This window comes from Candidatus Woesearchaeota archaeon (assembly GCA_016187565.1).
Lineage (GTDB): Archaea > Nanobdellota > Nanobdellia > Woesearchaeales > JACPJR01 > JACPJR01.
The window spans coordinates 1-19,640 of the sequence record JACPJR010000035.1 but is presented as its reverse complement, the minus strand read 5'-3'; the positions used below and the strand labels follow the sequence as shown (position 1 = coordinate 19,640).

Sequence of the window (19,640 nt, the reverse complement as noted above, 5' to 3'; positions counted from 1 at the left end):
TTATTCTTTCTTTACAGGATTTACCTGTGGGAATGAGGAATTTTGGGGATGAATGACAAACTTGATTCAGTTGGATGGTACCTCTGGTGAAGGAGGTGGTTCATTAGTACGAACAGCTTTGGCGATTTCCACCATCACCGGAAAAGGATTTTCTGTTACTGACATCCGAAAAGGAAGGTCTGAGCCAGGGCTAAAGGCCCAGCATCTGCAGAGTGTTCTTGCCTTGCAAAAAATGTGTCATGCAGAAGTTAGTGGAGCAGCATTGGGATCCATGAACCTGACCTATGTTCCGGGTTCGATTCAAGGAGGGACCTATACGGTTGACATAGGAACTGCTGGATCTGTTACTTTGGCACTCCAATCTCTTTTGCTTCCTTGTTGTTTTGCTGATGCTCCTCTACAGATAGAACTTTCTGGTGGAACTGATGTACCCTGGAGCCCAACCTTTGATTATTTTCACTATGTCTGCTTACCTTACTATTCCCGCTTTGCAACCATTGAATGTTCCTTGCTAAAGCGTGGCTTTTATCCTAAAGGTGGTGGTAATGTCTTGATACATATTATTCCTCGACATAATCGAAGATACTTCTCCTCGTTTGAGGATTTCCTTCGTGCATTACAACAAAGCTACCAACCGTTTGATCTCACCTTGCCTGTTCAAGTGCAGATGGTTCAGGGAAACTCTCTTGCCTCAACGCACTTGCAAGCTGCTCAGGTTGCAGAGCGACAAGGAACAGCAGCGCAACTAGTTCTTGAGAAAAATCTTTCTGTTCCGATTAACATTCAAGCGAGTTATCATCAAAGTCTTTCTCCTGGTTCAAGTATTACCTTATGGACAGAATCTCAACAGGGTTCATTAGGGAGCGATGCTTTAGGCAAGCAAAAAACACCAGCTGAGGTTGTCGGAGAGAATGCAGCTCGACAATTACTCTATGAAATAGAAATGCATGCTGGCGTTGATGTTCACTTGGCAGATCAACTCTTGATGCTCATGGCCCTCTTACCAGGAAGTAAGCTTAAAACCTCTGCTGTAACCAATCACATGATAACCAACAACTATGTCTTAGAAAAATTCTTACCTGTTACTATGGAAGTTCATGATCCAGTAATACAAGTCAATGCGATTCAAGAGAAACCCGACCGAGCGACCGAAGTCAGCGAGCAATCTTCTCATTTAAGGTAAACTGTTCAGATGTTTTTGTTGATTTGTTAAACTCTCAACCATTACTTCTTGCACAAGGTCTTCCTGATAGCCCATTCGTAATAGTAATTCTTTCACGATTTCTGATTTTATCCCTTTTGCTAATGCGTGAGGGATATAGAGTTGCAAGTATTCCCTGTTTTTTTGTTGGTGAAGCGGAGACATATCGTTAGCCTTCGAGATTATATTGTATTGGTTATTGTCTTATGAGAGTTTAGCTAATTCAAGATCAGTGTTTAGTTCAAGTAATAAAGGATCCATCTCTTCTTTTATTTTTTTATCCTTGGTCAAAGCAATCTTTTGGCGTAGTTCGTTCATCATCGCTGATGCTGTATCAATATTTCGTTCTTGCAGTTTCTTTTTAATAGCGGCAACTGCAGCATAGGTATCAAATACCTGAGGATTTTTTGCTTGAACCATCCTCTGTTGGAGATCTATAGCTGGCTTCACGGACTCCTCACGCAACGGCTGACCATAAACTGGCTGCTGTATCCCCTTATGTTCAACCTCAGCAAGCAATGCTTTTGCTGCTTGTTCCTTCTTGGCAAGGAACGCTTCTTTTTCAGTAAGTTTTTGCTCGAGGATGTGGAGCTGATTTAATCGTGCAAGAACTGATTTTGTTTCTTCTTTAAACTTACGATGATCCTCACTAATGCTTGTTTCAAGCTTTTCTTTCAACGGTGTAAGATCATGAATCTGTTGCTCTAGTTTTGTTAATTGGCTTTGTCTTTCCTCTATGGTTCCTTCTAATTGTCTACTCTTTTGGTTTTCTTCTTGCTTTTGTTCAAGCACATTGATCTTTGCAATAATGGCATCTTCTTCACGGTGAAGCTGACCCATGGTTTCTATCAACTGTTGCTGTTTTTGTGCAATTGTCTTTGCTTTTACTTCCCATTCCTGTTCTTCTCGCTCGACAGTTTCTTGTTTTTGCTGCAGTTCTTTTGTTCTGTTATCCAGACTTTGTCTGAGCTTTTCTAGTTCCTCCTCTTTTGTCTGGAGCAGTTTTTTCTCTTCATACAGCTCACGAAATCTTTTTTCAAGATCGAGTCCTTTTTGCCTCATATTTTGCTCATTTTGCTGTAAGGTTTGTTGCGTTGACAGTGAGGTCTGCGTGGACTTTGTAGAATTCGCTGTAATGGTACTCTCAAGCTCATCTATTCTCTTTTGTAGCGCCGTTTCACGTAGCTGACTGTTCTTGAGCCGTTCTTTATATTCCTTTATTTCCTCAAGTGAGGATGCGTAACCCTTATCTTGGATAAAAAAACCGCCAAAGATACCTTTTTTCTGTGGTACTAACAACTCTTCGGGAGGCTTTGGTGGAGCTTTGAGCAGTGCATCCTTCAATTCATCTTTTTTCATACCTCTTCCCCGCGCTTTTACCTCGTTTTGGGAGGTTTTCTCCTTTATATACTTTTGTCGTATCTTCAAAATGGCAAATAAAACATCTCTTGAAATGAGAAAACAAAATCTTTTTAAGTACCGTCACAATTCCCTACTTACGGAGGAAATTACCATGACTGAGAAAGAGTTTTGTACATCCTGTAATCGAAGAATAACCAATGTTCAAGGGACTACTGCTTTTCCCTGTCCTAAGTGTGCCAAATCAACCATGGTGAGATGTAAACACTGTCGAGAGATTGTTGCGAAGTACCAGTGTCCATCCTGTGGTTTTGTAGGGCCAAATTAATAGGTTAAGAGGAAAAATACCATGGCACGGGTTGTTGTTACCTTAAAAGTCATGCCTGAGTCTGTTGATGTTGACCTTCTTGCGCTTACTGAACAGATCAAAGTCATGATTTATGACTTTGCTGGAAAAACTGATCTCCAAACAGAGCTTGAGCCTATTGCTTTTGGCTTAAAGGCCATAAAATTAATTTTTGTGATTGATGAATCCCTCGGAGATACTGAAGATCTCGAGCATACTATTGAACAGCTTGACGAGGTCCAATCAGTTTCTGTTGTTGATGTGCGAAGAGCAGTTGGTTAGCTCTCGTATAATTTAAGGAAGAAGTTCTACCAATTCTTTGAGAGGAATCGTACTTCGTATCCCTTGCCCAGAGAAGTGGGTTGGTGCTGCTTTATACCCTTTTGCCTCTATGCGTTGGATGAGCTCTTTCTTTTTTATCAACTGTTTCTTGAATTTCTTTGCAAGAACAGGGAGCTCGTAAAATCCAACGGTTTTGACGTCAGATTCCTTTTGGAGAATACTAAGCCAATCGCGAATATTTTCTTCCAGGGGAAGGGTAATCATTTTCTTAAGGAGTGCATCATCCCATAATTGACCGAGCCAAAACGGGCCTCCCTCATCTACAGGACCGTGCTGGGCAAGTATTACATCAACTTTCTGCCGTCCTTTTTCTACAGAAAAAAAAACTCGCATATAATGATCTTTTGCATAAGAAAAGATAGGGGTGAGTGCTTTCTCATAGGATGCAGCAACCAGCTGAACCCTGCGAATGAGAATGCGAAGCCCAAACTCGTGCATTTGTTCATTATGCAATGGCTTGGACCAATACTTTCGTTGGCATGCCAGAGGAAAGGTTCCACAAAGTGCACCAGTATCTGTTGCAGTTACCGCAACAATGCCTTTTCGTGCAATGCGTACCATGGCAGCATCGAGAAAGGGACAGGGATCTCCGAATGGATCAATATCAATATAGTCAAAACCATTACTCTGTAACAGCACTAATGAGGCATCTTCTTGCGTGACTTTTATTTCTCTGTTTCCCTTCTCACGTTCTTCTCTCTCAATGTTCTCGCTATTTTGGGGGATATTGCGTGCGAGATTTTCTTTAATTGCCTGCACTGCTTGAGGGTTAATGTCATTAAAGTGAATATATTTGATCTTCCCCTGCTGAAGCTCAAGCAAAAATCGTATTCCCCGTATGCCCGTACCGGCTAATGGTAACCCTATCTGGAGTTGTGTTTTTTCAATGGTATTCAGAAGAAGTATAGAAATATCCCTATTGAGCTTCATGATCGGGTTATAAAACACAGGAAGTTTTTTAGAGATCTTTCCTTCATAGTATGTTATGGTTGCTTTTCCTTCATGTATCAGAGGCATAATTAAAGAAAATAAGCAGCATTTAAAAAAGCTCCTTTAGTATGACGTCAAGTGTTTAACTGGACAAAAAAGACTACGCACGCTACGTTAGTGGCGGCTGACGGGCAGCTGCAAAACAGCTGCCCTATGGCTCACCCCGGAGGGGCCTACCCCCTAGCCATCAGCGCCACCATGGCGTGCGGCGAGCCAGGACCCCTTCGGGGTGGCGAGTAGGGCATTTTGCAGAGCAAAATGACCGTAGCACCGCCTTCAGTGGCGCTGTAATGGTAAAGGTTCACCTACTTACTTTACACTGACTATGCTTTCAATATGCTTTCAAGCAAAAGTGGAAATGTTGTGTAGCCAGAGGCTTCATTAAAGTGACCTGCATTGTTGACCAGCGTAACCTGGACATTGAGATGGTTTGCTAATTCCGTTGCTTTCTTGAGCGGCACATAGGGATCGTTATCTGCGTGAAAAACATAAAACCTTGGACAGTGACGCTGTATGGCCTCCCAAGCGAAAGTTCTTTGAGTAAAGCTCTTCATACTTTCATCGAATTTGTTTCCTGTGCTACTAGTAAACCCGGCGACAAAGAAAGCAGCCTTCACCGGATATTGTTCAATAATCTGTAGTGCGAAGGCAACTCCTAAACTATGAGCAATGATGATACTTTCTTGCGTCAGTAGATTACGGTAATCTTCAAAAACCCTGAGCCAGTTTTCTAGTGTTTGATCCTTTGGCGTCGGAAATTGCGGAACAATGACGTTCCATCCTTCACGTTCTAATTGCAGCTTCAGCCAATCAAACCAATTTTCTTTTGGATGTCCGTAGACTCCATGGAAAATAAAAACGGTTCTCATGCTCTTTACCTGTCTTTGTGCATTTAAAATTTCTATTTATGATATAAATGTTGCTCAAAGCAAAGCTTAAAAAGGACGCCTCATTCTTGAGCCGTATGGAAAATGCATCTGTCTTACGGAGCCCGATCATTTGTGTCTTAGGTCATGTTGACCATGGAAAATCAAGTATTCTAGATGCTATTCGCGGGACAAATATTGTTGCCAGCGAAGCAGGTGCAATTACCCAAGCCATAGGCGCTTCGCTTATCCCTTTGGAAACCATTAAGCAGAAATGCGGCAACCTTGTTACCGTAATGAAATTTACCTTCAGTATTCCTGGATTATTGTTTATTGACACGCCAGGTCATGCTGCGTTTACAACCTTACGAAAACGAGGGGGGAATTTAGCAGACATCGCTATCTTGGTTGTTGACATCAATGAAGGATTTATGCCACAAACACTTGAAGCTTTAGATATTCTTAAGGCATATAAAACTCCTTTTATTATTGCAGCGAATAAAATAGATCTCATCCCCGGATGGAAACAGGGAGAAGGATTTTTATTACAAAGAATGCAAGCACAGCCAAAAGAAGTACAAAGAAAATTTGATGAGAAGCTCTATGAACTGGTGGGAAAACTCTATGAATTAGGATTTCAGGCAGAACGCTTTGATCGAGTTGTTGATTATACCAAACAGATTGCTATTGTCCCTTGTAGTGCAAAGACCACCGAAGGATTACCAGAAGTATTAATGGTTCTCACTGGATTAACCCAGAAGTTTTTGGAAAATTGCTTAGCATGTGATGTCAAGGGGTATGCAAAAGGAACTCTTTTGGAAGTTAAGGAAGAGACGGGTTTAGGAACAACGCTTGATGTAATCATTTATGATGGTTCTTTGAAGGTAAACGATGTGATTGTTATTGGAACCTTAGACGAACCACTAGTTACTAAAGTAAGAGCCTTATTTGAGCCAGCTCCTCTCGCTGAGATGCGGGATAAAAAAAGTAAGTTTATAACGGTTAAGAAAGTCAATGCTGCTACAGGCGTAAAGATTGCAGCTCCAGAACTTGAAGCAGCTATTGCAGGTATGCCTTTACGGGCGTGTTCCAAAGAAAATCTTGAAAAAGTGAAGCGTGATGTCCAACGTGAAGTAAAGGAAGCACTGGTTACCACTGACCAAGAAGGTATTGTCATTAAGGCAGATACCTTAGGAAGTATCGAAGCATTAGTAAAATTATTACAAGAAAAAAAGATTCCTGTACGGAAGGCATCGATTGGTCCTATTACTAAAAAAGATATCATTGATGCAGAGAGTAATTTTGAAAAGGATCCCCTTACTGCCGTTGTCATGGGATTTAATGTTCCTGATAATGCTGGTATGCGTCATGAATACGTCAAAGTTATTACCAGTGATGTTATCTATAGACTCCTTGAGCAGTTTGAACAGTGGCAGATTGAGCAGAAGAAGGCCGTAGAAGCAAGGGAGTTAGAAACACTGATTAGACCTGCAAAGATTGAATTTTTACGTGGCTATGTTTTTCGCCAGAATAATCCAGCTGTTGTTGGCGTGGAAGTTCTTGAAGGTAAAATCAAGGTAGGAACTCCGCTTATGAAAGACGGGAAAATAATAACGGTCATCAAGAGCATCCAGGCTGAAAAGGAAAGTCTTACGATTGTGGAAAAGGGAAAGCAAGTAGCCATATCCCTTCCCCATGTTACGATCGGGAGACAGATTTTTGAGGGTGATGTATTCTACGCTGCCATTCCAGAAAATGACTTCAGGCAACTGAAACGGCTGCGGCAATATCTTTCAGCAGCTGAAATCGAAATAATGAAGGAAGTCGCTGAAATGATGCGAAAGCAAAATCCTGTTTGGGGTGTTTGAGGAAGACGAGTTAGGGGGGATAAGGTAATTACAATATGAGTTCATCAGTACATATAACCTTAGTTATGTGCAATTTTTCTCGTGTTTTTATGACGGTGGAACCGTATCCTCTTTTCGTCCCACCTTTTTCTCAACATCCTTAAAGAATGTAGTTTGCTTAAACCGTTGATAGAATTCATCAAAAGATTCTGTTTTCACAAAACCTATTTCTCCTTTAACAGAATATGGGAGCATACTTGCATAACCCATCTTTTGTAATACATCAACAATAGCAGGATCACCATCAACAACATTTAAACCTTCATTCAAAGTTTCTATTATTCTGTATATTGATTTAGCAAAACGTGAAATAAAACGACCATATAATTCAGAACCCACTACTTCTTCAATTCCGACTGAAGCTTCAGCTCTTCTGCTCAAAATATCACTCCAAAATTGAGTTTCTTTTAATTGATCATACGCTTCATTGAAACTAGGGTGTCTTTGTGCTTTAACTGTTCCATCAAAATCAATTCTACAATTACCATAACCTAAACCCCATACGACCTCTCCAACTATAGGAGATGGGATATCAATCTCAGTATTTGGTTCTGAATTAGCAAGAACCTCGAGACTTTCTTGAATTTCACTTGTAAAAATCCTTGATATAATGAGTTATCCATGGACAGATGTTTTATGCTGTTCTTTAGATATTATCTACGAAAAATGTGGGACTTATTCTTTTCGTTATTTTACACCCTATTTTCTAGCTTATTGTAGTGATCCAGCATACCTAATGCTTCTGCTACGGGTTTGTAGGTGATCTTGCCTTCGTGTGTGTTGATTCCCTTTGCAAATCCTTTGTCACTGCTCATTGCTTTCATGAATTCTAGATTTGCGAGTTTCAGAAGATAAGCAAAGGTTGCATCTGTCAAGGCAAAGGTTGAGGTACGTGGATATGCTCCGGGCATATTGGTTACACAATAATGGGTAACTCCGTGAAGGGTATATACTGGATTCGAATGTGATGTTGGTTTTGATGTCTCAATGCAACCCCCCTGATCAATGCTGACATCAACAATGACACTTCCTGGCTGCATGGTTATGACCATTTTTTCTGTTACCACGAATGGCGCTTTTGCTCCCTCCAGAAGGACACCACCGATGAGAAGATCAGTATCCGTAACGTGTGAGGCAATGTTTTCTGGTGTTGAAAGCACGACATTGAGCTGTTGTCCAAGCTCTTGTTTAAGCTGAGCAATCCGTTCCTGGCGTCTGGTGAAGAGATAAACATTGGTTCCCATTCCAAGTGCAGTTCGTGCAGCGTGTTTCCCGACAACACCATCGCCGATAACCATCACCTTTCCATAGGGCTTTCCCATAACGGTTCCCAGCTGCATTCCCTTGCCATTGGTAAACTTGGTGAGATAGTAACTGCCGACGGTCACTGCCATATTCCCTGCAACTGCTGACATGGGTGCTAATAAGGGTAATCTGCCAGCGTTGTCTTCAACAGTTTCATAGGCAATTGCCGTTACCTTGTTCTTGAGTAATGCATCAGTTAAGCTCTTGGTCACACCGGCAAGATGAAAATACGTGAAGACCAGTTTGCCTGGTTTGAAATACTGATATTCTCTTTCCATAGGTTCTTTTACTTTGACGACAAGTGCTGCGCTCCACACTGTTGCCGTGTCTACTATCTTTGCTCCCGCAACGTGGTATTCTTCATTACTGAAACCAGAATTTGCACCTGCGTTTTCCTCAACAAAAACCATATGACCAGCTTTGGTTAATATCTTGACCCCATCAGGGGTAACAGAAACTCTGTTTTCTTTATCCTTAATCTCTTTTACCACGCCAATGTTCATAGCACTCACCTTATTTGCATTCTTTTTTTACCTTTTTTGTGCACTATTGCCACAATCATATCACTGATGCAGCGTTGCTTCTGTTCTGTTATAAAAATGTTACGTCGATCTCTCCAGATTAACAAAGATATTTAAATAATAGAGAAGTTAAGACCGGCATGAGCTCAGATCCGAATGATCTTGAATTACTCATCAAAAAAAAGATCGAGCCATTAGTGGAGGAGGCAACTTTAAAATTCTTAGGTGTTACTATTGCTGAGCTCAATAAAAGTATTGCTGATAAATTAGAGCGGCCTTTTCCTTATACCATTGATACAAGTCTTCCCTTCAAAAAAGCTAAACAACAGTTTAAACGTGAATATCTCCGTAAAATACTTTTACTTAATTATGGTAATGTTCAGCGTACTGCACAGCAAACAGGCCTTGAACGCAGAACCATTCATCGGGCAATAAATGGTCTTGGCATTGATATTCAGAAGATCCGGCATGAGATGATTAAGCCAGATTATATCAAGCAGGAAACCGTTACCCGCATCATTCAGGATAGTCTTCGTGATTTTGAAGGAGTCATTCATCCCCAGCGCTTTGACAGGATGTACCACCATGTTCCTGATGTTACCAAGAACCTTGTCAAAGAACTTCCCGAACCGTTTTTGTCCTTTGCTCAAGCTGAAGCAGAGTTTGAACGAAGATTCCTTTCACGGGCTTTGCAGGAGCATAGCGGAAATACTGCCCAAACAGCACGAGCAATTGGAGTACGTTTTGAAACTCTCCATCGAAAGCTCAAACATTTTTTGGTCACTAATAAGTAGTACCAAAAGCAAAAGATTTAAATAGTAGTTCCTGTTTACTCGGTAAGATTACCATGAACAACCCTAAACTGATGGGTGCGGCCCTCGTAGGAGCTTTGACAGGACTTGTTTATTCTTTATCGAGTGCTCCTGATCATCCTCACTACAGTGATGAGTTTCGTGTCAAAGGTACGGTTGTCGAAAAAGTAGAAGCCCCACGAGGTGCTTATCCCAATGGTTCTCCTCGTGATATGCGGGATTTTCTCATTCGTCCTCTTCCTGGTGAATACGAGTTTGAGGGTAGAACATACGCCTTCTCCCCGGAGAGATATTATCATGTAGGAACAGGAGACGAAACAAGATGGAGTGAGATTGCAGAGGGAGACACAGTAGAACTCATCGGAAAACTTAATGTTGCATGTAACGAATATCGTATCTTTCAATCCCTTTTAGATAAACATGGGCATAAAAATGGACTCGAAGGGATGTTCGATAGAGTCGTTCCAGAGAATTCTAATCGTGTATCAGTTTCTCGGATTGTTGACGATGTTGTCTGGGTTCAACATATGCACAAAGATCCACAGCCTGTGGAAGCACCCTTGTATGCAAAGCAAGTTGCTAAGTAATTCCTGATTTGTCCTAGAATTCATCGTGAATTCTATGAATACTTATAAATGGGGGACTATGACTTTTTTGTCGCACTTTTAGTGTTTCTTCCTCACTCTTATTTATAAACTAGCCTTACGTTGATAGCACAGTTATGACTAAGATGACCTAAAGAGTATCCTAATACTCTTACGGTAAAGCGAGGTAAACTATGCATCCTGTCTATCAGAGCTTATTTCCCCCTTCAAACAGACAAACGTGTTGTTCTGATGTCCTCTCTCCTCTTCAACCAGGAACAACACAGGTAAGAGGAAACATGAGCGATTTGATAGCCCATGCTCTTGTACATGCTTCCCAACATTCTCCCTCACCAACCTATGGCAACCTTGAAGCTAGTTTTGGCTCTTCGTATGTTGCTTCTCCTCAAATGCCTTATGAGCATAACTCGAGAGGATTACCACTGTATGAGCCTACTTCGAGCCCGGGATCAGCAGCCTATAATACGGTCCATTCAAGGACACAGCATTATGAACCTGACGGACAACCTAACTATGTTCTTGTTCTAGGAAATCCATCCTCTGATCCAGCAAAGCATAATTTTAATAGTCAAAACCATCAAGGGAGGAATCAGGATGGACAACCGAAAAGTACCAATCAACCAGTCGTGTATGGTGTTATTTTACTTCCCATCTATCTAGATAGTTCATCCTCAACAATTCCTTATACCGCTCACAGAAGGACCGTTCCACGATTACATTCTCCCAGATCCCGTGTTGTTCAACAACCTGCTTCACTTGATGATCGTCTTGAAGGATCGTTTGGAAGTGGCATTGAGCGACTGGCTGCATAACCAAAAACAGCATTATATCAGAAAATCACCAGAAAATTAATATAGTGGCGAGGAATATGAGTGTAGTATGCTCCTCAAGAAATTCTCTGCTGCAGAAATAAATGAATTTTACGATGATTTGCGTATTCTAGTGAGCGTTGCCTATGAGATTGATCAAGAAGTAGGGAACCTCTCAACGAATGTGTACGAAAACCTTCCTACCTTTAAGTCTTTTATTGAAGAATTCAATAAAAAATATTCTCATAACCTCTTTGTTCGTGCATTTTTGCGTGAAACCTTTAGTATTACCCTCTATTTCAAGGGCGATGCACTTCAGGAAATCGTGAGACATGCAGTAAATCTTCCTGGACTTGTCGCTCTCGGCGAAACATCAATGAAAGGTGTCTCTCCAGAGATTATCGAGCGAACCATCAAGCACATGACAACTACAGCCCGACTAAAGTATGTGATTGGCCAAATGACCTATGTCTTGATGCTTCAGCTTGATCCCCTCGAGAAAAAAGTAAAAATGATCTACAGTCATGACATTCTGCTTGATAAAAAAAGTCCAGATTTCCAGATTCTCTGTTGGTATGCGCTTAAAGATGGTTATACCCATGAGATTCATCTGGGAAAGTACAAAAAACAGTTTAGCTATGCTTCTATCGACCGAGGACCTCCTCGAGGAAGAGACCCTACAAATACGGGATGGGCATAATTTTTACAAAATTTGAACGCCTGTATGACCGCCCATGGGCATTTTTTCTCTTCTCAGAACGGTTTATGCTGGCAGTGAACATATCTTGTCAACAGAATCCCTTCTTTTGTCAATAGGTTTATAAACCCCCTCTTATGTTCAGCGTCATGGCTGATGAAGCACCGCAGCAGGCATCTGATGAAAAATCCGCTGAGAAACCGAGTATTACAACCGTTAAACAGGTAGATAGCTCTCCACAGAAGCCCAAAGATTTAGAGCAGGCGGTAATGGCCGAGAAGTTCGTCCCTCTTCCTACTACTACTCGTGAAAATATCCCTGTTATGAGTGGATTAGATCATCGACCAACTGCACGTCTACCCCAACATCATAATCCTCTACTCCTTGAAAATGCACATCCTCAAACCAGCCTTCCCGGTACTGGGGGCTCTTCAGCTAGGCCAAGCACTGAGGAATTACTTCCTAAAAAATACATTGATCCAGTCAGTGAAGAATACAAAGTATTTATGAAGAATAAATTTGGCAGCACAAAGATTTTTCTTGATCACAATAACCAGCTTTTTTGACGTTGTTTTTCTGTGATCTAGCGAAAGATTTTTAACTTCGTTATGCTGGATGCTCTTTCATGGGAAAAAAGGTCATTACTCATAAAGAGGCTCAGCGATTTCTCAAGCAATTGCTTCGCAGAAAAAAAACAGCTCATAAAGGGGATTTTGGCCGCGTTCTTGTGGTTGGTGGATCAGAACAGTATATTGGTGCCATTGCACTCGGGAGTCTTGCTGTCAAAAGTTTAAGTGCGCTTCGTGTTGGTATTGATATTGTTACCGTAGCCAGTCCGAGCAAGGTTGCCTGGGCCATGAACACCTTAACGCCTGATCTCATAACTGTTAAACTTAACTGGCCTCATCTCACGACAGATCATGTGTACCGTATTCTTCAATTGAGCGAAAAGCACGATGTTGTCCTTATTGGCCCTGGATTAGGATTACATCTAGAGACACAACGGTTTGTGACAAAGGTAGTAAGAGAACTAGTCATACGCAACAAATCCCTTGTTATTGATGCAGATGCTCTTAAAGTTGTTTCCCTCCAAGAAATCAAGCATGCAATTCTCACTCCTCATGCTGCAGAATTACAAATCCTCCTCAACCATTCAGGGATTCTTGAGCAGTATGTTTCTCAAGAGGCCTATGCAACCATTTTCATGCAAAAAAAATTTCAAGAATTGCTTGGAACAAATGTTCTTTTACTGAAAGGATCAGTGGATACTATTGTCTCAAGTAACAACATTTGCTACAATCATACCGGTAATCCGGGAATGACGGTTGGTGGTACTGGTGATGTCCTTGCAGGGATATGCGCAGGTTTTCTCTGTCGAACAAATGATCCTTTCTCAAGCGCTTGTTGTGCAGCATATCTCAACGGATGGATTGGCGATCTGTTGAAAGAAGAACTAGGTTATGGCTTTATTGCCAGTGATTTTTTACCCTGGATACCAAAAGCTATAAAAGCTATTGCTACTTCAGTCCCTCGTCATCAAGATGTCGAAATCGTGAGAAGGAGAAAGAGATAAAAAAGTATAAAAAGAGGTAGATCATGGAAAATATTTTTTTTGATATTGCACTGTTGATTATTGTTGCCTCACTCATTGCCCTTCTTGCACGTCTTCTCAAACAACCCCTTATTCCTGCGTATGTTCTTGCTGGACTTTTTCTTGCTCCACATTTCTCTTGGAGTATTGCAGGGTATATCTCCCAATTAGGCTTTCCTGTACTTACTAATCCAACCTTGATTGCTACACTTTCAGAAATTGGCATTGCTTTTTTACTTTTTATTGTTGGTCTTGAGATTAACCTGAAACTGCTGCGAGATGTGAGTCTTGTTACGGTTCTTGGAGGCATTATCAAAACAGGAATTATGTATCTGCTGGTATGGTTGCTTGCTCCTTATTTTGGTTTTTCATCAATTGAGGCACTCTATCTCGGACTTGCTCTTTCCTTCAGTTCAACCATGGTTGTTGTTAAGCTCTTCTCAGATAAGCGAGAACTTGATGCATTGCATTCTCGTATTGTGGTAGGCATCTTGCTTGTCGAAGATATCATCGTTATCTTTGTGCTTTCTTTTTTGACAACACTTTCAACCTTTAGCTCTTTTATTTTTTTGGTTGCGCTCTTGAAGGCAGCTTTCTTATTTGCTATTGTTTCTTTATGTAGCATGATTCTTTTTCCTCCCTTGTTTCGGTTCGCTGCTCGAACTCCTGAGCTCTTATTTCTGATTGCTCTTTCGATGTGCTTTTTGTTCTCTCTCCTCGCGAACTTTCTTGGGTTTTCGATTGCGATTGGTGCATTTTTGGCCGGGCTTGCCTTGGGAACCCTTCCGTATAGTTATGAAATAATTGGGAGAATAACACCATTAAGAGACTTTTTTACTATTTTATTTTTTGTCTCGTTAGGAATGCAGCTTAACTTAGGCTCTATCTCTTCATTAATTATCCCATTTTTGATTTTCACCGCAATTATAGTCCTCTTTAAGCCATTGCTTATTTTTATACTGACGATTCTTTTTGGATACAAAAAGCGTACTGCCTTTTTGAGCGGTATTGCACTCTGTCAGATCTCAGAGTTTTCTCTGATCTTGGTTGCACTCGGAAAAGGTTTAGGTGTTGTGGATGATGGCCTTTTCACTCTCGTTACCTTGCTTGCTATAGTTACTATTGTGATTACTACCTATGCCGTAAAGTATGACCAACAACTGTATCTGTTTTTTTCTCCGATCTTACGGTACTTTGATAAAATTGCTTTTTTAGAAAAAGAACTTGAGTATCTTCCACAAAAAGGAACAAGGGAAGTAGTCCTTGTTGGATACCATCGCATTGGTTATGCACTTTTTCAAAAGCTCAAAAGTTTGCGCAAAGCAACCCTAATTGTCGATTTTAATCCAGAGGTTATTCGCCATTTGGTCGCAAAAAAAGTTCCTTGTCTGTATGGTGATGTTGCAGACCCTGAAATTCTCCACCGGATTCATCTCAAGCAAGTAAAGTTACTGATTTCAACGGCAACTGATATGCACGCCAATATGCTTTTGATCCGCCAGGCAAAGTCTCTTCATCCTGAGGTAGTGGTTTTTGTGACTGCACAACAAGTTGATGAAGCGCTTCTCCTCTATGAGGCCGGGGCTGACTATGTTATCCTGCCACACTTCCTGGGTGGAGATCATGTTTCATTGATCCTTGAAGAGGTAAGCACTGACTTTAAGAAAATCCTCCATAAAAAGGTAAAGCATATTAAGGAGCTCCACCATCGCAGAAAACTGGGTCATGATCAAGAACGAGGAGGATTTCAGTTCTTTTAACCATGGTCGAGCAGAACATCCATACACTGGAACCAACGGTAAGAATTGGCAAACAAGGAATTACGCAGGCACAAATTAGTGAGATGATCAAGCAGCTCCGTAAACGTCATCTTATTAAGATTAAATTGTTGCAAAGCTTTATTGAAGGGAAATCCAGAGAGGAAAAGCATCAGATTATGGAACAGTTACGCAACGTTACCAAGAGCACCCTTGTTATGCAAACAGGGAATAGTATTGTGCTGCAACGCTGAATTACAGAATTTCAAGGACTTTAATAATCCCCTTAGTTGCATTGACTTCTATAAATGTTCCATCTTTAAGAATTTGCGTTGCATTATTCGTACCAACAACACACGGTTTTTTCATCTCTCTTGAAAGAATAGCTGCATGACAAAGTAATCCTCCTTGATTCGTTACAAACGCAGCAGCTTTTTCTAAAGCAACTCCCATTTCAGGTCTTGTCATTGTAGCAACAAGTATTTCTCCTGGCCTCAGCTCTTCAAATCGTTCAGGGTCATCTAAGATTCGGACTTTTCCTTTGACGTTTCCCTGAGAAACACACGTCCCGTTAATAGTTTCTCCAACTTTTAAAATTTCTTGTCTATTATTTTCTTTTAATGTCGGTGTATAGAAATCAATAATCCCATTATAAAGCACTAAACAAAATGCATTTCTTCTTCGCTGGCTTTCTTCGATACTAATAACTACTTTTTGATGTTGTAATGACTCCAATATCTCTCTACTGGTCATAGAAAACAAATGCTCTTTTGTAATTTTAAGAAAATCTGCTGTTTGTTGATACAGCTCTTTCATTCTGGAGTCGCATAATGATAAGATATCAAGACGTTCTGTCCTCCAGAATGTCATTTGCTGAGCGAGATTACCCCATACCTTTAGCTCATCTGGAAGATTTAACTGAAGAGGTATGAGGTATTTTTCAGGTAGAAGACTCTGTTGCAGATCTTTTACTTCTTCAACACGTTTTAATTGCTGATTAATATCTGGAAACTCTCCTAAATTAAAAGGTGTTAGAATGAAGCTAAATGTTCTGAGATGATTTTGCATTGCTTCTTTTAGTAATTCTTTTTTTGTAAACCTATCTACTACTCTTTTCAAATGCCACTTTTCCCAAACAAATGCATTAGCTTCATTTGGTTGAAAGATAGTATTAAAAATCTTGTTTACATCATCCTTATGTTCATGCATTCTCTTCTTCAGCTCTTGAATAAGAAGATTCTCTATATTCCAAAAGGTGAAGAGCGAAGTCATGTGTAATTTGTACGTCTCCCAATAGGTTTCTAAATCTTGAATTAAATCCTGGGGGACATTTAAACGACGGCTTGAATGAGATAAAACCATTGAAACGGAGTTGAGTAAGCGCGATGTTCTATTCATTGTATCAATGAATCGAATTATAGAAAGCTGTGTGTCTTCACGTGCGTTCATTTTCTTGAGAAAGAGGTTATCAGAATCATAATTCCAGCTTATTGCTCCAGCATCAACAGAAATATAGATTGGCCCATAATCTATGTCCATCGTTCTTTTGAAATAATTCCTTAAATTACCTTGAAGGCTCAAATCTGTAAAAAGAACAGATTGTGACACGCTGAGTGCATATTTTATCCCTACGGGTGCTTTAGGTTTTTCTTGCATAAATGGAGGTAAATAAAAGAAAAATTTAAATATGACTTACCACTATTAGTGGTTAATTTCACTGATCTTAGTTAAAATGAATGAAGAACTAAAAAAGATCGGCTTAAGCGAGTATGAGATTAAAGTATATTTAACACTCTTAGATTATAGTTCTCTAACCGGAAGCAAGCTTGCTAAATTAAGTAGTGTTCCACAAAGTAAGATTTATGATACCTTGTATAAATTATCAAATAAGAACTTTGTCTCAATTCTAGAAGTAAGACCTAAAATATTTAAAGCGGTAGAACCAGGATTAGCTCTCAAAAGTTATCTACGTTTTAAAAAGGAAGAACTAGAACAATTTGAGATAATGCTTCCTAAAAAAATATCAGCACGAGTATGGAAAAAAAGTCAACCTAAAACAGAAGAATTAATAACTGTTTACCGAGGGAGAAAAGAAACTCATCCCCTAGTTATTCATCGGTTTCAAGCAGCGAATAAGTACGTTAAAGATATGCTTACATTTGACTATGTACCAGCTTCTGTCCAGAGAGAAATTAAAAAGTGTATTCAGAGAGGTGTGAACATTTACATGTTAGCTACGCAGAAAGAGAAGGGAAATCTAAAACTAATCCGAGAAGTTAAGAAACTTGGTGTTCACGTGAGATATTATCCAGTAACAGAATTACGGTTAGGGATTATTGACGGTAAGGAATCGTGTCAAATGATTGTTAATCCTAAAGATCTCTTGGATCGAGTTTCACTTATTATTGAATCTCGAGAGCTAACGAAAGCTCTTGAACACTATTTCGATTATGTCTGGAAGAAAGCGGAGAAGCTATAAGCGTGTGTTTACTCAACAAAACCTTAATTTGCGTAATTCTTATAAAGAGAAATTCTACTCCTACTGTATGATTACGGTTATCCTTCTCGAACCAGAGGAACCAGGCAATATTGGTGCTATTGCTCGTGCTATGAAAAACTTTAACTTGTCTTCATTAGTACTGATTGAACCAAAATGTGATTACTTGTGTGATGAGGCTTTTTGTCGAGCAAAACATGCAAAGGATCTTCTCAAGAAAGCGACACGAACTGATAAAACTGTTCTCAAGAGCTTTGACTATCTTGTTGGTACGACCGCTATTCGTGGAACTTCCTATAATCTTTCACGACATCCATTAACACCACAACAGATGGCAGAACGTATTGCCAAACTTGCAGCGACCCAAAACATTGGTATTCTCTTTGGCAGAGAGGGAAATGGGCTAACCCTTGCAGAGATTAGAGCGTGTGATTTTATGGTTACTATTCCTACGACCAGCGATTACGCTGCCCTTAACATTAGTCATGCAGCAGGTATTCTTTTCTATGAGCTGTTTCTTCATACATCTCTTCACAGTTCGAAAGCTTCTCCGCATCCATTTGCATCAAAGAAAGAGAAAGAGGTACTCCTTAACTATATTGACGAGTGTCTTCATCAATTGCGTTTTGAAAGTGAAGATAAACAAGCATCACAGCAACGAGTATGGAAACGCTTGATTAACAAAGGATTGCTGACAAAACGAGAGGCCTTTGTCCTTATGGGTTTTTTCCGTAAATACCGTCAACAATAAGTATTACACTCCATGAATTTCGTGAATTCCATGAATACGATCTTTCACCTCTCCGGAGAACAACGAGAACTTGCAAAGGCTGAAATTGAAGCAGTCTGTAGTCCTGAACAAGTAAACGTGAGGGGATGTTATCTTTGGAGTAAGGTGAACAAGCAAATTTCATCTCAGACCTTTTCGCGTTTAGCTTATACCAAAGCAGTTTATCAGATACTTTTTTCCTGTCCACTCTCCACTTTAGAAAAAAATCTTTCTGTCTGGAACAACAATCCTTATCAGGGGAAATCATTCTCTGTCCGTTGTATACGACTAGGGGATAAGGAAAAGAAACAAGGAAGCAATCTTTCTTCGCCTTCTTCAGTATCGATATCTGTATCTGAACTCGGGAAGTTATTTTGGAAATCCCTTAATCATGCTCCTGTCCAACTACGCAATCCACAAACAGCATTTGTTTTATTTATGGATGAAACCTTTGGAAATGGCACTTTTGGCAGTGAAACTTTTGTATGGGTTACTGTCCTTATTCATGAAGGGAGCAAGGGATTTGCGGAACGGAAGGCACATCTCCGTCCAGGTTTTTCTCCTGTCTCCTTACATCCAAAACTAGCACGAGCTGTTGTCAATCTTACCCAAATTCCCTATGGACATCATGCAATACTTGTTGATCCTTTTTGTGGGACAGGTGGGTTTCTTATCGAAGCAGGATTGATGGGGTTTCAGGTAAAAGGGTATGATCTTGACCCTCGAATGATTACTAAATGTGAACAGAATCTTCTTCATTATGGTATTCAACAGTATGAACTTTTTGTGCAAAATGCATTAACACTCACCACACCATTTCCTTATCTTGTCATGGATTTGCCGTACGGAAGAAACACCAGCAAAAAAGGATTATCTGAACTGTACTTCAATGTTGGCCGTTGGTTACAGGATGTTTTGCTTGAAAGGGCAGTTGTTGTTCTCCCCCATACCATTGATCTACAACAGTTGTGGAGTTCTTTTCGTTTAAATTGTAAGCAACGATTTACGGTCTACATTCATCGTTCATTGACAAAGCAGATTGTTGTTGTGAAGCATACAAACACAGGGTAAAGGGTATCATAATATGGGCATCACACTATGGGCATCATATTCTGGACTTCATATGCAGTAGATTCGATTTTAAACTAACCTATGCCGCCGCGACTGGCGGCATGACGGACATTTTGTGCGCAAAATGTCCTACTCGCCACCCCGAATGGGGCAACCCCCTGCTCGCCATGCGCCAGCGGCGAGTCCTCTGACTGT

22 protein-coding genes are annotated in these 19,640 nt (G+C 40.4%); 15 read left to right on the top strand and 7 right to left on the bottom strand.

Annotated elements, in window-relative coordinates:
- The first annotated feature begins 52 nt into the window (after nt 1-52).
- Nucleotides 53-1,183: an RNA 3'-terminal phosphate cyclase gene (locus HYW21_09130; protein MBI2549483.1), complete on the top strand. Its 1,131-nt coding sequence runs from the start codon at nt 53-55 to the stop codon at nt 1,181-1,183.
- On the opposite strand, the gene HYW21_09125 is transcribed toward HYW21_09130, so the two are convergent.
- The gene (locus HYW21_09125; GenBank protein MBI2549482.1) at nt 1,175-1,366 is read right to left on the bottom strand and encodes a hypothetical protein; all 192 of its coding nucleotides are present in this window, start codon (nt 1,364-1,366) and stop codon (nt 1,175-1,177) included. The genes HYW21_09130 and HYW21_09125 overlap by 9 nt on opposite strands.
- A 39-nt stretch (nt 1,367-1,405) precedes the next feature.
- Nucleotides 1,406-2,560 carry a hypothetical protein gene (locus HYW21_09120; protein ID MBI2549481.1) on the bottom strand — a complete coding sequence of 385 codons (1,155 nt, stop codon included), beginning with the start codon at nt 2,558-2,560 and terminating at the stop codon, nt 1,406-1,408.
- Between the two features lie 154 nt (nt 2,561-2,714).
- On the opposite strand from HYW21_09120, the gene HYW21_09115 reads away from it, so the two are divergent.
- Nucleotides 2,715-2,888 (top strand): DUF1610 domain-containing protein, encoded by a 174-nt coding sequence (locus HYW21_09115; protein ID MBI2549480.1) that lies wholly within the window; start codon nt 2,715-2,717, stop codon nt 2,886-2,888.
- Nucleotides 2,889-2,909: 21 nt separating this feature from the next.
- Nucleotides 2,910-3,188 carry an elongation factor 1-beta gene (locus tag HYW21_09110; protein MBI2549479.1) on the top strand — a complete coding sequence of 93 codons (279 nt, stop codon included), beginning with the start codon at nt 2,910-2,912 and terminating at the stop codon, nt 3,186-3,188.
- 12 nt (nt 3,189-3,200) lie between these two features.
- Here the strand turns inward: HYW21_09110 and HYW21_09105 are convergent, their stop codons facing one another.
- Nucleotides 3,201-4,265, bottom strand: coding sequence for a hypothetical protein (locus HYW21_09105; protein MBI2549478.1), 1,065 nt, complete (start codon nt 4,263-4,265; stop codon nt 3,201-3,203).
- A gap of 296 nt (nt 4,266-4,561) precedes the next feature.
- Nucleotides 4,562-5,107, bottom strand: coding sequence for a serine hydrolase family protein (locus HYW21_09100; GenBank protein ID MBI2549477.1), 546 nt, complete (start codon nt 5,105-5,107; stop codon nt 4,562-4,564).
- 95 nt (nt 5,108-5,202) lie between these two features.
- Between HYW21_09100 and infB the strand changes: the two genes are divergently transcribed.
- A complete protein-coding gene (gene infB, locus HYW21_09095) occupies nt 5,203-6,972 on the top strand; it encodes a translation initiation factor IF-2 (protein MBI2549476.1) in 1,770 nt (589 codons plus the stop codon).
- Between the two features lie 87 nt (nt 6,973-7,059).
- On the opposite strand, the gene HYW21_09090 is transcribed toward infB, so the two are convergent.
- Both HYW21_09090 and ald read right to left on the bottom strand, forming a co-directional pair.
- Nucleotides 7,060-7,392 carry a hypothetical protein gene (locus HYW21_09090; protein MBI2549475.1) on the bottom strand — a complete coding sequence of 111 codons (333 nt, stop codon included), beginning with the start codon at nt 7,390-7,392 and terminating at the stop codon, nt 7,060-7,062.
- A 311-nt stretch (nt 7,393-7,703) separates the two neighbouring features.
- On the bottom strand, nt 7,704-8,819 hold the full coding sequence (ald, locus tag HYW21_09085) for an alanine dehydrogenase (protein ID MBI2549474.1): 1,116 nt from the start codon (nt 8,817-8,819) through the stop codon (nt 7,704-7,706).
- A gap of 158 nt (nt 8,820-8,977) precedes the next feature.
- On the opposite strand from ald, the gene HYW21_09080 reads away from it, so the two are divergent.
- From HYW21_09080 to HYW21_09045, 8 genes are all read left to right on the top strand, one after another.
- Complete coding sequence (locus HYW21_09080) at nt 8,978-9,631, top strand: hypothetical protein (GenBank protein ID MBI2549473.1); 654 nt, start codon at nt 8,978-8,980, stop codon at nt 9,629-9,631.
- Between the two features lie 53 nt (nt 9,632-9,684).
- Nucleotides 9,685-10,236, top strand: coding sequence for a hypothetical protein (locus tag HYW21_09075; protein ID MBI2549472.1), 552 nt, complete (start codon nt 9,685-9,687; stop codon nt 10,234-10,236).
- Nucleotides 10,237-10,427: 191 nt separating this feature from the next.
- The gene (locus tag HYW21_09070; GenBank protein ID MBI2549471.1) at nt 10,428-11,066 is read left to right on the top strand and encodes a hypothetical protein; all 639 of its coding nucleotides are present in this window, start codon (nt 10,428-10,430) and stop codon (nt 11,064-11,066) included.
- Nucleotides 11,067-11,133: 67 nt separating this feature from the next.
- Nucleotides 11,134-11,763: a hypothetical protein gene (locus HYW21_09065; protein ID MBI2549470.1), complete on the top strand. Its 630-nt coding sequence runs from the start codon at nt 11,134-11,136 to the stop codon at nt 11,761-11,763.
- A 146-nt stretch (nt 11,764-11,909) separates the two neighbouring features.
- Nucleotides 11,910-12,326 (top strand): hypothetical protein, encoded by a 417-nt coding sequence (locus HYW21_09060; GenBank protein ID MBI2549469.1) that lies wholly within the window; start codon nt 11,910-11,912, stop codon nt 12,324-12,326.
- A gap of 59 nt (nt 12,327-12,385) precedes the next feature.
- Complete coding sequence (locus tag HYW21_09055) at nt 12,386-13,333, top strand: NAD(P)H-hydrate dehydratase (GenBank protein MBI2549468.1); 948 nt, start codon at nt 12,386-12,388, stop codon at nt 13,331-13,333.
- A gap of 23 nt (nt 13,334-13,356) precedes the next feature.
- Nucleotides 13,357-15,111, top strand: coding sequence for a cation:proton antiporter (locus HYW21_09050; protein MBI2549467.1), 1,755 nt, complete (start codon nt 13,357-13,359; stop codon nt 15,109-15,111).
- A gap of 2 nt (nt 15,112-15,113) precedes the next feature.
- A complete protein-coding gene (locus tag HYW21_09045; GenBank protein ID MBI2549466.1) occupies nt 15,114-15,362 on the top strand; it encodes a YhbY family RNA-binding protein in 249 nt (82 codons plus the stop codon).
- A 1-nt stretch (nt 15,363) separates the two neighbouring features.
- Here HYW21_09045 and HYW21_09040 read toward each other — a convergent pair whose 3' ends face one another.
- A complete protein-coding gene (locus tag HYW21_09040; GenBank protein MBI2549465.1) occupies nt 15,364-16,764 on the bottom strand; it encodes a hypothetical protein in 1,401 nt (466 codons plus the stop codon).
- A 76-nt stretch (nt 16,765-16,840) separates the two neighbouring features.
- Between HYW21_09040 and HYW21_09035 the strand changes: the two genes are divergently transcribed.
- The 3 genes from HYW21_09035 (at nt 16,841) to HYW21_09025 (ending at nt 19,445) form a co-directional block, all read left to right on the top strand.
- Nucleotides 16,841-17,587, top strand: coding sequence for a TrmB family transcriptional regulator (locus HYW21_09035; protein ID MBI2549464.1), 747 nt, complete (start codon nt 16,841-16,843; stop codon nt 17,585-17,587).
- A gap of 67 nt (nt 17,588-17,654) precedes the next feature.
- A complete protein-coding gene (locus tag HYW21_09030) occupies nt 17,655-18,356 on the top strand; it encodes an RNA methyltransferase (GenBank protein MBI2549463.1) in 702 nt (233 codons plus the stop codon).
- A gap of 30 nt (nt 18,357-18,386) precedes the next feature.
- On the top strand, nt 18,387-19,445 hold the full coding sequence (locus tag HYW21_09025) for a hypothetical protein (protein ID MBI2549462.1): 1,059 nt from the start codon (nt 18,387-18,389) through the stop codon (nt 19,443-19,445).
- Nucleotides 19,446-19,640: the final 195 nt, after the last annotated feature.